Origin of the sequence: Mucilaginibacter mallensis (assembly GCF_900105165.1) — a bacterium.
GTDB classification, from domain to species: Bacteria; Bacteroidota; Bacteroidia; order Sphingobacteriales; family Sphingobacteriaceae; genus Mucilaginibacter; species Mucilaginibacter mallensis.
In genome coordinates this window covers 3,507,468-3,521,619 of the sequence record NZ_LT629740.1, presented here as the reverse complement: position 1 = coordinate 3,521,619, position 14,152 = coordinate 3,507,468, and the positions used below count along the sequence as shown (strand labels likewise).

Genomic DNA, 14,152 nt, shown 5'->3' with positions numbered 1-14,152 from the left:
ATTACTTTTTCAACGAAGCCATATACGCGGCAATCTCTCGCTCGCTTTCAGATTCACTTTTGCCTAATGTGTTTATGATGTTTTGCTTTTCTGCAGCAGACCTGTTCTGACTCAGTTTGCTTTTCGCCTGAAGATCGGTAACCACAATTTCAAACCCGGTAATACCCTTTATCATTTTCGATCGGTATTCATATGGTAACTGCATCCACTGGTCAAAATAATCAGCTTCATAAGTTTTTATGGTATGTTCCAGCAGGTTCAGGTGTTCCTGTTCGGTTTCCAGTAAACGTGCCTTACCATAAGCATGTACCGCTATATAGTTCCAGGTGGGTACATTAGCCTCTTTTTCGTAGTTTTTGGGGGAGATATAGGCGTGTGGCTCCGTGAAGATCACCAATATATCATTATTCAAAATATCCTTCGACTGCGGGTTTGCTTTAGCAAAGTGCGAAGAGATCATTACCTGGTCATCCTTAAGCTCTACCAAAAAAGGCAGATGCGTAGCAAAAGGCAGATTGTTAACCGAAGTTACAATTGTACCGAAACTATACTTCTGCATAAAGCTGATAACTTCCTGCTTATCGGGAAAAGCATTAAATGACGGGATATACATGGTATGAATTTAGTTAATCAGGATGAATTATGCGTTTAGAACTTAATCAACCTACAAACTCTCCAACATGGTTTTTAACACAGCTTGCGCTGCCCAAACACGGTTGCCGGCTTCATGTACCACAAGAGAATTTGGGCCGTCTAATATTTCATCAGATAGTTCCAGGTTACGCCGTACAGGCAGGCAGTGCATTACTTTGGCATTATCAGTAATTCCCAATTTTTTGTTGGTCAGCATCCAATCTTCATTGCCCGGCAATACCTTGCCATATGGCTCATAAGCCGACCAGTTTTTTACGTAGATGAAATCAGCACCGGCTAGAGCCTCATCCTGGTTATGGGTGATAGTAGCGCCTTGTGTAAAATCGGTATTCAGCTCATAGCCTTTAGGATGGGCTATAGTAAAATCAACATCGGCCTTGCACATCCATTCAGCAAATGAATTGGGTACAGCCTGCGGCAATAGTTTAATATGTGGCGCCCATGTTAATACCACTTTCGGGCGTGGCTTAGTCTTTAGTTCTTCAATAGTAACCAAATCGGCAAGGCTCTGTAAAGGGTGGCGCGTGGCCGATTCTAAACTCACCACCGGCACACCGCAATATTTTACAAACTTGTTAAATACCTCTTCGTTATAATCTTCTGCTCTGTTCTTCAACCCCGGGAATGAACGCACGCCGATAATGTCCACATACTGGCCCAGGACAGCAGCTGCTTCGCGGATGTGTTCTACACTACTGCCGTTCATTATGGCGCCGTCCTGCAGTTCTAAAGCCCATCCTTCCTTATCCATGTTGAGCACCATTACGTTCATGCCTAAATTTAAGGCAGCCTTTTGGGTGCTCATGCGGGTACGCAAGCTTGGGTTCAAGAAAACAAGCCCTAAGGTTTTGTTTTTACCCAGGTCCTGGTTTGCATATGGATTTTGCTTCAATTTTAAAGCCTCAGCAACAAGTGCATTGATGTCGGTTACATCATTAACAGAAGAAAATAGTTTCATTAGCCCTAATTATATTATAAATACTCAATGTCATTTCGAGCGATAGCGAGAAATCTTTTGCGCCGTGCAAAGCGGAAACGCAAGTCGCAGAAGGTTTCTCTTCGTTCCTCATCGAAATGACAAGACGTTTTCGTTCAGTACAGTAGTAAATGCTTCTAAAAATCTATCAGCATGTGCTTTGGTTAAGTTAAGCGCAGGTAAAAGCCTGATCACGTTTGGCTTAGCCTCACCGGTAAAAATATGGTGCTTGAAAAGCAGGTCCTTACGGGCATTAGCCAGCTCGGCAGGCAGTTCAATACCTATCATTAATCCGCGACCGCGTACTTCTTTAACTTCTTTAAATTTCTTAAGCTCGCTGATGAGGTAGCCGCCAACTTCGGCCGCGTTTTGCATCAGGTTATCCTGCTCCATTACCTCTAACACAGCTAAACCGGCAGCACAAGCCAAATGGTTGCCACCAAATGTAGTGCCCAACATACCATAAGCCGGCAATATTTTTGGCGATATAATAATACCGCCGATAGGGAAGCCATTGCCCATTCCTTTAGCCATGCTATAGATGTCGGCATTGATGCCGGCAAAATCATGGGAGAAGAATTTTCCTGTACGGCCATAGCCACATTGTACGGAATCAGCTATGAAAACAGCGTTATATTGGTCGCATAATGAACGGATCTTTTGTAAGAAGCCTTCGCTTGCCACCCTGATACCACCAACGCCCTGTATGCCTTCAATAATTACCGAAGAGATATCATTTTCAGCAAAAGCCTGCTCTAAAGCGGCTTCATCCTGCCATGGTACAAATATTACGTTATCAGTTTCATTTACCGGGGCAACTATTTTTGGGTTATCAGTAACTGCAACCGCCAGTGAGGTACGACCATGGAATGCATTACGGAACGCGATCACTTTCTTTTTGCCATTGTAAAACGATGCCAGTTTCAGCGCGTTCTCATTAGCCTCGGCACCTGAATTACACAGGAATAATTGATAATCTTCTTTACCTGAAACTTTACCCAGCTTTTCAGCCAGTTGCTTCTGCAAAGGTATTTCGATAGAGTTTGAGTAGAACCCGATCTGGTGTAACTGGTCTTCCAGGCGCTTTACATAATGCGGGTTAGTATGGCCAATAGATATTACAGCATGACCGCCGTAAAGGTCAAGGTACTCAGTTCCCTTGTCGTCATAAACTAAACTGCCTTTTCCGTTGGTTATGTTTATATGGTTGATAGGATAAACATCAAATAATTTCATAGTAGTAAGTTATTAGTCAATCGTTAATCAATTATCTCAATCCGTCATCCCGAACTTGTTTCGGGATCTCACTTACACAGTAAACTGCTTGTGGGATGCTGAAATAAATTCAGCATGACCTGTATTTTTTTTAGAACCCAATGGCTTTGAGTCGCAAGCCCGCTGTTTCCTCCAAACCGAATAGTAAGTTCATGTTCTGCACCGCCTGGCCTGATGCTCCTTTTAATAAATTATCTAATATGCTGATAATAAATAATTTATTGCCATGTTTTTTAACCTGTATAAAGCATTTGTTGGTGTTCACAATTTGTTTAAGGTCGATATTGCGCGAGGTTACATGCGTAAACGGATGTGCTGCATAATAATCCTCGTATAACTTTAATGCTTCGGCCTCGGTAAGGTCGCTATCTAAATAAATAGATGCGATAATGCCGCGGGTGTAATCGCCACGATAGGGGATGAAGTTTAAAGTCTGTCCAAAACCAGGTTGCAGTTGGTTTAGCGATTGCCCTATCTCACCTAAATGCTGGTGGTCAAATGCCTTGTAAACCGATAAGTTATCATTACGCCATGTAAAGTGCGTAGTAGCTGACGGGCTCTGTCCCGCGCCGGTTGAACCGGTTGTTGCAGTGATATGCACCTCGCTGTTTAACTGCGCGTTTGCAGCCAATGGCAATAAGCCTAATTGCAGGCACGACGCAAAACAACCAGGGTTAGCAATATTATCGGCGGTTTTGATGCTTTCACGATTCAACTCGGGCAAACCGTAAGTGAAATTTTTACTTTTTACTTTTGAATTTTGACTTAAACGGAAGTCCTGGCTTAAGTCGATGATCTTTACTGTATCAGGTATATCATTTTCCGCCAAAAACTTCTTGGCATCGCCATGCCCAACGCACAGGAACAATACATCAATATCGTTTGATAGTTCGCCTGTAAATTTCAGGTCGGTATCGCCAAAAAGATCGGTATGTACCTCGTATATATAGTTGCCGGTATTGCTTTTGCTGTTCACAAAAACGATATCTACATTGGGGTGGTTAACCAGTATCCGCAGCATTTCGCCGCCGGTATAACCTGCACCGCCAATAATTCCGGCTCTAACCCCCCGGCCCCCTGAAGGGGGAGTGATTGCATCTTTTATATTGTTATTGTCGCTCATTTCAATCTCTTGAGTTTTAAATTCCCCCTTTAGGGGGTTAGGGGGTTAAATTTATTCGGTCACCCTTTGTAGATGGTGTTGAGTATAAAATAAATTCCAGGTCGCTGTTTTCTTTATTGCTGATGAAGTGCTTTTGGCCGGGTTTAATTTCTATTCCCTGCTCAGGTTTTAAAACGCTGATCACTCCATCAATATTAAAAGTTGCCCTGCCTTTTAAAATGAAAAACACTTGTGAAGATCTTTCATGATAGTGCAGCTGTTCAGCAGTATCTGGAGGCATTAACTCCTGTTTTACCGATAACGCATCGGTATCAATAAAATTCCAGCCATAACAATCGTCTCCCCATTTATAATGGCTCAAGCATTCGCTTTTTGAAAAAATGGGGTTCTCCATATTATTCGTGGTTGTTTACTTTATGATAGATCATTACCTGGTTGCCAAATATTTTGGAGAAACCTTTTACATCCTCACCACTCCATGAGTTGTTCATTTCGCCATAAGTGCCAAATTTGTTCGACATTAGATCATGATCTGATTCAATACCAATAACCTGGAATCTGTATGGATGCAATTGTACAAACACTTTACCGCTTACATTTAACTGTGTATCAGTTAAAAATGCCTCGATATTGCGCATGATAGGGTCATGGAACTGACCTTCATGCAACCAGTTGCCATAGAATGATGACAATTGATCTTTCCATGAAAGCTGCCATTTGGTTAGTACGTGTTTCTCTAATGTATGATGCGCTTTGATGATTACCATTGGAGCAGCAGCCTCAAAACCTACACGGCCTTTGATACCAATAATGGTATCGCCTACGTGAATATCGCGGCCAACGCCGTAAGGCCCTGCAATAGCTTGTAGAGCCTGAATAGCTTTGGTTGGGTGATCGTATTTTTTACCATCAATGGCAACCAATGCGCCTTGCTCAAATTCCAATTCGATGTTACGTGGCTCAGTTTCGCTAACCTGTGTAGGCCATGCATCTTCAGGCAAGCCTAAATTTGAGGTAAGGGTTTCCTTGCCACCAACTGATGTACCCCAGATACCTTTGTTGATAGAGTATTTAGCTTTCTCAAAATTCATATCAACACCATGATCTTTCAGGTATTGGATCTCAGCCTCGCGGCTTAATTTCAAATCGCGGATAGGGGTGATGATCTGTACATCCGGTACCAGGATATTAAATATCATGTCAAAACGTACCTGGTCGTTACCTGCTCCGGTGCTACCATGTGCAACAAACTCAGCGCCTATTTCCTTCGCGTAGTTAGCAATAGCAGTTGCCTGGCTTACGCGCTCAGCACTTACTGAAAGCGGGTAGGTGTTGTTTTTTAACACATTACCGTATATCAAATACTTAACACAAGTGTTGTAGAAGTTCTCTGTTTCATCAACCACATGGTGCGAGGTAACGCCCATTTTGTAAGCGCGCTCTTCAACCCCCTTAAGCTCTTCATCGCTGAAACCACCGGTGTTTACAATTACCGAGTGCACTTCGTAACCCAAATCCTGTGTTAAATATATACAGCAAAATGAGGTATCTAAACCGCCGCTGTATGCTAATACTACTTTTTTCTTCATTTGTTAGCTAAAAGCGGAAAGCTGAAAGTCTAAAGCTTTTTGCTTTCCTGTTATATAATTTTATGAATTCTCTCTAATTCTCTTATAAGCCCAATTAACATGAACTTTTTTAGCCTTTATCCGTTTGACTAAAGCTCTTTATCGCGTTCTCAATGCGCTCAAATAGTGTTGCCTTGCGAGACATTTCCTTTGTTTTTTCTTCTATTTGCTTAGCCTTTTCAACCGGATCGAACAACATGGCGGTGCACATGCAGTTTTTGCGCTCTTTGCTGGTCAGGATATCATAGTTAACACAGCTCTTGCAGCCTTTCCAGAAATCCTCGTCCTGCGTAAGCTCTGAATAGGTTACAGGTTCATAGCCCAGCTCTGAGTTTATCTTCATTACCGCCAGGCCTGTGGTTAAACCAAATAGTTTTGCCTCAGGGTATGTGCTGCGCGATAATTCGAATATTTTATGCTTGATGGCCTTTGCCAATCCCACTTTTCTGAATTGCGGGTTAACAATAAGTCCCGAATTGGCTACGAAATCGCCATGGCTCCATGTCTCAATGTAGCAAAAACCTGCCCAGGTACCGTCTTTGTGTAAGGCGATAACTGCTTTGCCTTCCAGCATTTTATTAGCAACGTACTCAGGAGAGCGCTGCGCTATGCCTGTGCCACGCGCCTTTGCTGATTCAGCCATTTCATCGCATATCTGCTGGGCGTAATCAACGTGTTGTGCTGTGGCAACTTGTATGTCAAAATCTTGTATAGTCATTAGTGTAGAAAAATTACCGTTAAATTATTGGCCATGCAGCCGTAATTATTTAGATGGTTTTTTTGGAAGAAGTTTAGTTTAAACTTCATTTGGGTTTGTTGGGATGGTGAAATTAAACCCGGGGCATAAATAGCCTTCGTCGTGATGGAGAAATAACGAAGACAGTTGTAAACAAAGCAGCGGCAACCTGAACAAATTTTGTTCTGATCACTACCTTATATAAGCTTTGCTGACTCATTTTTTGCGTTTTTTTAATTTACTGCAAAAGTTTACATTAATTTTTATTTATGCAAGAAAAATATGATTTAGTTACGATGAAGTTACATTAAATAAATATGGTGTTTAAATCTCTACGTTTAGCCCAATCACAGGACTTGCATTAAAAAAGGATGTATGAAGCTAAAACCACTCAACCATTCACTCTTTTAGCCACAATATCATCAATGATCATATCAGCATGTATGCGCGAGTTTTCGATGAACCACAAATGCGTATCCATTCCGCCCACTACTACACCTGCCAAATACATGCCGGGTACATTGCTTTCCATGGTTTCAGGATTATATTGAGGAGCGAATTTATCTTCTGATAATATAATGCCCATCTTTTTCAGGAAGGCGAAATTGGGTTTATAACCTGTCATCGCCATCACAAAATCATTTGGGATGGTTATAGTGCCATGGGGTGTTTCAATATCCACTTCATGTTCGCGTATGGCTTGCAGGTTAGAGTTGAAATAAGCCGTTATACTGCCTTCTTTTATCCGGTTGATAATATCAGGCCTTATCCAATATTTAACCCGGCTGCTCACCTCATTGTCACGGATCACCAAAGTAACTTCGGCGCCTTTGCGGTAAGTTTCCAAAGCCACATCAATTGCCGAGTTGCTGGAGCCCACTACCACCACCTTTTGCATAGCATAGTAATTGGGGTCTTTATAGTAATGCTTCACTTTAGGCAAGTCTTCCCCCGGAATACCGAGGTTTACAGGAATATCATAAAACCCCGTTGAAACAATCACGTTTTTAGCCTGATAAGTAGCTTTGGTGGTCGTAATCGTGTAACCATCATCCTCTTTAATAATACCCGTTACCTCTTCAAATAATTTGATGGGCATATGGTTCGATGTAGCCACCCTGCGGTAATATTCCAACGCTTCGGCTCGCACCGGCTTGTTGCTGATGGTAACAAAAGGAATCCCGCCGATCTCCAGTTTTTCCGAAGTGGAAAAGAAGGTCATGGTAGAGGGATAGTTGTATAATGAATTTACCAGGCAGCCTTTTTCAACTATCAGGTAGCTTAAGCCAGCCTTTTTTGCGGCCAGTCCGCATGCTATTCCTATCGGGCCACCGCCTATTATGAGTATATCGAGCATTAGATAGATATTTTTATTATATATTAACTTCATGTCATGCTGAACTTGTTTCAGCACCCCACATGCCGGGTTTACAGCATGCGGGTGACTAAGCGTGTGAGATCCCGAAACAAGTTCGGGATGACATTGAATTAGTTGTTATTTATTTTATCCCCAATGATTTCAAAAACGCTTTTGAATTAGGCTCTCTGCCTAAAAAGTGCCTTAACATAGCCATTTCATCTTCCTGGGCGCCTTCCTGTAATATCTCTTTACGGTATCTTACACCTGTAGCCTGATCCAACACGCCATGCTGTTCAAAAACGGAGAAAATATCCTGGGCGTATACTTTCGACCATAAATAACCATAATAGTTTGCACCATAGCCATTCAGGTGACCAAAGCTACAGATAAAGTGACTGCCTTCCGGATATGGTGTTTGGTTCATGGTCCACAGGTCTTTTTCAACCTGGTCAATACCTCCGGCTTTAATAGTATTGAAACGATCCTCAAAAGTAAAATCGATCATGGCTAATGATACCTGCCTGATGTATTGGATACTTACGCCGGCATTTTGCGCGACTTTCATCTTGTCAAAAAGTGATTTAGGCAATATCTCGCCGGTTTTGTAATTTTTGGCGAATAGTTTTAATACATCATAATTCCAGCAGAAGTTTTCAAGGAATTGCGATGGTGCTTCAACAAAGTCGCCCTTTACACCAAATGCCAGCTGACTGTTTATAACCGGATGACAAAGCAGGAAATGGATCAAATGGCCAAACTCATGGAACATGGTGATCACATCACTATGGTCAAGCAATGATGGCTCTGTTGTTGTACCTTCCGGGAAATTACAGATCAGCGTACCAACCGGCAATATTTCTTTACCATTTGCTATGCGATAGGTTGAGATTGGAGCAGTTTCAAAGTGCGTGTATTTGTTAGGGCGGGGGTAAAGGTCAAGGAAAAAGGTTCCCATTTTTTTGCCGTCCATATCCAGTTCGTATGATTTAATCTTGGGATCCCATACCGGTAAGCCTTTTATTTCGTGTATTTGGATGTTAAATAGCTTTTGGTACACAGTAAACATACCCTGTATGGTATTATTCATCTCGAAATACTGCCTTACCAGTTCGGTATTCAGCTTGTATTTTGTATCAAGTAGTTTGTTGCTGTAATAGCCGATATCCCAGGCATATATTACAGCAGGATCGTTTGGCTGCTGTTCTTTTTTCAACTCTTTCAGCTGATCCAGCTCCGGGCCTACATGCGGAGTTAGCTTATCTTTCAGATCATCTAAAAAAGACCATACTGTAACCGGTTTTCCTGCCATTTTGGTAACTAATGCATATTCAGCATAAGTTTTATAACCAAGCTGGTCGGCTAGTTTTTGGCGATAAGAGAACAAGCTATCCATAGTAGCCATATTTGCAGGATATGCACGGTTCTGATATTTGAGGTACATAGCCTTACGGGTAGCCTCCACATCGCCAAATTTTAAAATGTTAATGTAATTTGGGCCATTTATCCTTACCATGTAGCGGCCATTTACACGTTTCCATGGAGTTACGTATGCCTCTGGTATACCTTGCAGATCTGTTAATGAAAACTCAATGCTGTCTTTAGATTCGGCTATGTTCCTGTCGAATTGGTTACCAAAACTGATCAGTTTATCATTTATAACTTTCAAGTTGGCGCGGCCTTTTTGATCCAGCTTCATGCCGTTGATCTCAAAGGCGATAATGGTTTCCTTTAAAAATTTATGTTGAGTTGGCGATAACGTTTTTGCAGTTGCTGATAGCGAAAAAGCTTTAAGCGCTTTATATAAACCCTCATTTAAATACAGGTCGCTGCCATATGAGCCCAGTACCTGGCTCTGATCATTAGCAGCGTTACGGGTAGCATCATCAGCATAAGTTGAAGCGATAACACTTAGTTTAGCACCCAGGTCGCTAAGGTCATAGCTCAATCCATCAAAGCCCATTAAAGTATTGGCAATAGTTTTTTTTGCTGCAGGTATAGCTACAAGGGTTTTAACACGTGCGTCAGTAACCTTAATTACGCTTGATACAGCATCCTTTATCACCTGTGCGTTTACTTTATTAAACTCGATAGGGGCATTGGAATGAACCAGCAGTGGATTGGTTAACCTGGGGTTTTGTGCTGATACAGCAAAGGGTATGATGCTCAGTAATATACCCAGTTTTTTAGTGATCTTCATTTTGATGGTCAGTAACTTAAAATAGTATGGCGAATATAAAAGATTTTATTCTTTGGGTTGATTTAATATTTCTTGATGCGCTGCCAGCATTAGTGTATATACTTTATTATCAATTGATTTTATTTTTAGTAAAGAATCGGCAATTTCTTTTTTCGGATGAACTCCATCAAAATAAAAATACCAAAAACTTTTAATCTGCTCTTCTGGCAAACTTTTAAGGATATATACAATAAGTTCAGGTTTGAATTCGGTTCTATTTCTTAAACCATGCTGGAAATAATTTACAGCATCAGCATCCCAATGACCATTGATAGCTATTGAAATGATTTTCTTGTAATAGAGTGTATCATTTATATTTTGAAGGTTATTGAATAATTCCAAAATATGTGCTGCACTTTCAAAATACAATATAGCAGGTTTACTATTTTCATACCCATATAAATCATTTAGTCCTTTAAACGTATTTGGAAATTCATCGAAAAATTGTTGTTTATATACATCTTTCATGTCGCTGGAAGATGCTGTAGAAAGTACATATAAGTGCTTTAATTTTTCTGCTTTAGTTTTAATGCTATCTCCAGAATTGTTTTGAGCCTTTGTTATAGATAGGTTTAAAAAAACGGGCATAATAATTAAGTAGAATATTTTCATTACAATCTGTCTGTACAATAAGTGAATGAATATACTAAATACGACGCTTAAGAAAACAAAAAAGCTATCTGCCTGATGACAAATAGCTTTTTGATATTTTGATTGCCCGACTGATGGACAAATTGGGTTAAAATAAAAAGGGTAAGCTACTTTTATCGCGCCGCTACAACTCTCTACCCTTGCTGCGTTCCCACCCTGGGGGAGTTCAAGAGGAGCTGGCCGTAAAAGACTTACCCCGGCGCAAATATAGGAAAACTGTTGGTTAGCGGTTAATAAATTGTTAAAAAATGAGTAAGGGGTTGATTATCATTTGGTATAAAGTATCAATCTCTGCACACGTCATTGCGAGGAGCGAAGCAATCCCCGACTGTGCAAGACTGCTTGTACTCGTGTTTACCTATCATGTGAAGCCGCTCATGGGCGCGGAGCCCTAGTGTCATGTCAACAGTCTTTAGTCGTAAGTCTAAAGCCATATTTCGTTCTTTTTGAATTTTGACTCAAGACTTTAGGCTCATGACTAGCGACATTTTATGATTGACACGACACTAGTTCTTTTGTCTTGACACAAAAGAACCAAAAAGTCAAGACAAAAAGATCCTTCCACCCACAGGCAAAACACCCAGTCCCGCGCTTTTTGTCGGGCCTTTACCCGCTTTTAATTACGTTTCAATTAGAGCCCTCTCCTTTGGAGAGTGTTGGGTGAGGCATCTTCCTCCGTCAGTAGAACAGCTTCAGATGAAATCAGGCAAAACGATGGTGGCCTTGAGCGTGGCAGGGCATAGCAGATTTTTACAGAAGCGCAAAGGCCAAAGTGCGTAGCGACAGCAGGGTAAAAATATAGCAGCCCAGGTTTTGCCTGATTTGCAGGGCAATGGCCTTGTGCGGCAAAGAAGCATTTCTGCTGACTTGATTTTTTGTTTCTTTTGTATCAAGACAAAAGAAATAGGCCCTAGCGGCTATGAGCGACACCAAGCGACTCATTAGACAGAGCAGGTATTATCAAAACAAACTAATCTGGTTCTCATCCACATTATCAACACTACGAATCACTTTCTTTTTATCCATCAACACATTCAACCTGGCATCACCTCTAAAAGTGATATCCCTGTAATGCTTCCATACTTTATCATAGCCATAGGTTTCTCTTTGGAGTATGGTGAGGCGGTTAATCTCAAACTCATCGGTCCAGGGGCGGTCCTTAAACTTGGGCCATAGCTTTTTGGCCAATTCATTGGGTATTTGCCGGGCGATGGTGATATGAGGCACGGCTTTCTTTTCGCTCAGGCATTTTCTTAGACGTTTAAACCAATCCTCCATGCCTGGTGTCGACCTGATGGCGGCATAAATAGTGGTGAAATCCGTAGGCAAAAATGTAGCGAAGCCATTAATTTGCAGGGTGATGGGTTCTATCAGCGATAGCTCCTTTTCCAGTTGTGCAAATAAGGGTTCTGTCCAGAATGGTTTTTGCCGGGGCAATTGTTTTAGGGTGATATGCGCTTTGCCATGCATGCCTTCAAAATTGCCGATAAGCCTCGCACTGCTTTGCCTGAACTTTTTTACATGCTCGTTAATAAGTGCAGGCGGCGATAGTATGATCATATAGTCTTTATAGCCAGTCATAATGATTCAATTTATAATTCAAAATTGCTAATAAAATTAGCAAAATATCAAATCTTTTTTCATCTTTGTGCGATGGCTGCCAAAAGGTATATTGTACATATCGACCTTGATTCGTTCTTCGTTTCGGTTGAGCGAAAGTTCAACCCGGAACTGATCGGCAAGCCTGTGATTATCAGTGGTTCGGCAGAGCGAGGGGTAGTGGCATCATGCAGTTATGAAACGCGCAAGTTTGGGGTTCATTCGGCTATGCCAACTAAACAGGCGTTAAAGCTTTGTCCGGATGCTATTGTGATACATGGAAGCCATGACAGATATTCAGAAGCATCGCGGCAGGTTACACAGATCATTCATGATGCCGTGCCACTTTATCAAAAATCATCTATTGATGAATTTTACATCGACCTGAGCGGTACCGAACGCTTTTATGAGCCGTATAAACTGGCATCGCAACTTAGGCAGAGGATCATTAAGGAAACCGGCTTGCCTATCTCATTCGGCATGGCATCTGGCAAAACCCTGGCCAAAATGGCAACCAATAAAGCCAAACCTAATGGGCAAATATTTGTGCCGCATGGCAAAGAACTGGAGTTTTTGGCGCCATTGCCTATCTCCGCCATCCCCGGTTTAGGTGAAAGCACCTGTAATAAACTTTACGCTTACGGCCTCGAAAAAATTGGTGACTTGCAACGTGTTGAGTTACGGTTTTTGGAAACGGTTTTTGGTAAAGCGGGCACTTGGATATGGGAAAAGGCCAGGGGGATTGATTCTGGTGAGATCGTGCCGCACTCAGACCGGAAATCCATCTCAACCGAGCATACCTTTAATGATAATGTATCAGATAAAAAAACGCTGGAAACGGTCATTATCTCCATGACGGAGGAATTAGCGGGCAAACTCCGCCGTGAAAATAAGCTGGCATCATGCCTGGCAATAAAGATCCGTTACGGGAATTTTGAAACGCATACCCAGCAGGAAAAAATACCGCTCACAGCTGCCGAGCATATCATGATACCCGGAATAAAAAATCTGCTCAGTAAAGCCTGGAACCAAAGCCGGTCAATAAGATTGATAGGGGTGAGGCTTAGTCAGCTTACAACCGGCAGTTACCAGATAAACCTGTTTGAAGATAATGAGGAGCGCATCAGGCTTTACCAGGCCATGGACAGGATCAACTTTAAATTCGGCGATAAAACTGTTTGCCGCGCTGCAGGTATGGAAATTGGTACAAGGAATTTTAACCCGTTTTTGAAAGATTAAAAATATTAATTGCTGCCGCGAGTTTAGCGCAGCGTAACTCGTGGTGCAGCATGGCAAAAGCTTCCAGCTTAAAAATGAAAACCATTAAAATATGAGCAGTAATTACAAATTCCGCAATAAAGAAAATCTCCATTTCGTAACCTTTTCAGTTATAAGATGGATAGATGTATTTACCAGAAGATTATACAAAGATATTCTTGTTGACAGCATCAAATTCTGCATTGCAAATAAAGGACTTGAAGTATATGCCTGGGTTATTATGAGTAATCATGTACATATGATTATCGGGACAAGAGATAAGCCTCTGCATGATATTTTAAGAGATATGAAAAGGCATACTTCAAAAACGCTGATTAAAGCCATCAATGAAAATACACTGGAAAGCAGGCGCGAATGGATGTTGTGGTTTTTTGAACGGGAAGGTAAACTTAATCCAAATAATGAGCAATATCAGTTTTGGCAACAGGGCAATCATCCTATCGAGTTATATAGTAATGATGTGATGGATCAAAAGCTTGATTATGTACATAATAATCCGGTTACTGCCGGTTGGGTTGATGAGCCGGAGCATTATTTATATAGTAGTGCGAGGGATTATGCAGATGGTAAAGGGTTGATTGATATTGTTTTGTTGTAGTTTGTTATTTAAGCTGAAAGCTTAAACAATGCTGCACC

Annotated in this window: 13 protein-coding genes and 1 other RNA gene; 2 read left to right on the top strand and 12 right to left on the bottom strand. The window is 41.4% G+C overall.

The window, feature by feature from the left end:
• Position 1 precedes the first annotated feature (1 nt).
• The 12 genes from BLU33_RS14290 to BLU33_RS14230 form a co-directional block, all read right to left on the bottom strand.
• Positions 2 to 613 carry an FMN-binding negative transcriptional regulator gene (locus tag BLU33_RS14290; protein ID WP_091374122.1) on the bottom strand — a complete coding sequence of 204 codons (612 nt, stop codon included), beginning with the start codon at positions 611 to 613 and terminating at the stop codon, positions 2 to 4.
• Between the two features lie 51 nt (positions 614 to 664).
• Positions 665 to 1,612 (bottom strand): N-acetylornithine carbamoyltransferase, encoded by a 948-nt coding sequence (locus BLU33_RS14285; protein ID WP_091374118.1) that lies wholly within the window; start codon positions 1,610 to 1,612, stop codon positions 665 to 667.
• Between the two features lie 108 nt (positions 1,613 to 1,720).
• Complete coding sequence (locus BLU33_RS14280; protein WP_091374115.1) at positions 1,721 to 2,866, bottom strand: aspartate aminotransferase family protein; 1,146 nt, start codon at positions 2,864 to 2,866, stop codon at positions 1,721 to 1,723.
• Between the two features lie 130 nt (positions 2,867 to 2,996).
• Positions 2,997 to 4,028, bottom strand: coding sequence for an N-acetyl-gamma-glutamyl-phosphate reductase (gene argC, locus BLU33_RS14275; RefSeq protein WP_091374112.1), 1,032 nt, complete (start codon positions 4,026 to 4,028; stop codon positions 2,997 to 2,999).
• A 37-nt stretch (positions 4,029 to 4,065) separates the two neighbouring features.
• Positions 4,066 to 4,422: a cupin domain-containing protein gene (locus BLU33_RS14270; RefSeq protein WP_091374109.1), complete on the bottom strand. Its 357-nt coding sequence runs from the start codon at positions 4,420 to 4,422 to the stop codon at positions 4,066 to 4,068.
• Position 4,423: 1 nt separating this feature from the next.
• A complete protein-coding gene (gene argG / locus BLU33_RS14265; RefSeq protein WP_091374106.1) occupies positions 4,424 to 5,617 on the bottom strand; it encodes an argininosuccinate synthase in 1,194 nt (397 codons plus the stop codon).
• A 109-nt stretch (positions 5,618 to 5,726) separates the two neighbouring features.
• The gene (locus tag BLU33_RS14260) at positions 5,727 to 6,374 is read right to left on the bottom strand and encodes an N-acetyltransferase (RefSeq protein WP_091374099.1); all 648 of its coding nucleotides are present in this window, start codon (positions 6,372 to 6,374) and stop codon (positions 5,727 to 5,729) included.
• A gap of 409 nt (positions 6,375 to 6,783) precedes the next feature.
• Positions 6,784 to 7,749 carry a YpdA family putative bacillithiol disulfide reductase gene (locus BLU33_RS14255; RefSeq protein WP_091380563.1) on the bottom strand — a complete coding sequence of 322 codons (966 nt, stop codon included), beginning with the start codon at positions 7,747 to 7,749 and terminating at the stop codon, positions 6,784 to 6,786.
• Positions 7,750 to 7,891: 142 nt separating this feature from the next.
• Positions 7,892 to 9,949 carry a M3 family metallopeptidase gene (locus BLU33_RS14250; RefSeq protein ID WP_091374097.1) on the bottom strand — a complete coding sequence of 686 codons (2,058 nt, stop codon included), beginning with the start codon at positions 9,947 to 9,949 and terminating at the stop codon, positions 7,892 to 7,894.
• A 45-nt stretch (positions 9,950 to 9,994) separates the two neighbouring features.
• On the bottom strand, positions 9,995 to 10,600 hold the full coding sequence (locus tag BLU33_RS14245) for a hypothetical protein (protein WP_091374094.1): 606 nt from the start codon (positions 10,598 to 10,600) through the stop codon (positions 9,995 to 9,997).
• A 136-nt stretch (positions 10,601 to 10,736) separates the two neighbouring features.
• An RNA gene (gene ffs, locus BLU33_RS14240) (signal recognition particle sRNA small type) lies at positions 10,737 to 10,836 on the bottom strand.
• A 763-nt stretch (positions 10,837 to 11,599) separates the two neighbouring features.
• Complete coding sequence (locus BLU33_RS14230) at positions 11,600 to 12,220, bottom strand: 2'-5' RNA ligase family protein (protein ID WP_091374088.1); 621 nt, start codon at positions 12,218 to 12,220, stop codon at positions 11,600 to 11,602.
• Between the two features lie 72 nt (positions 12,221 to 12,292).
• Here BLU33_RS14230 and dinB point away from each other — a divergent pair, with 72 nt between their 5' ends.
• Both dinB and BLU33_RS14220 read left to right on the top strand, forming a co-directional pair.
• Positions 12,293 to 13,477 carry a DNA polymerase IV gene (dinB, locus tag BLU33_RS14225; RefSeq protein ID WP_091374086.1) on the top strand — a complete coding sequence of 395 codons (1,185 nt, stop codon included), beginning with the start codon at positions 12,293 to 12,295 and terminating at the stop codon, positions 13,475 to 13,477.
• 91 nt (positions 13,478 to 13,568) lie between these two features.
• A complete protein-coding gene (locus BLU33_RS14220; protein ID WP_091374084.1) occupies positions 13,569 to 14,114 on the top strand; it encodes an REP-associated tyrosine transposase in 546 nt (181 codons plus the stop codon).
• Positions 14,115 to 14,152 lie beyond the last annotated feature (38 nt).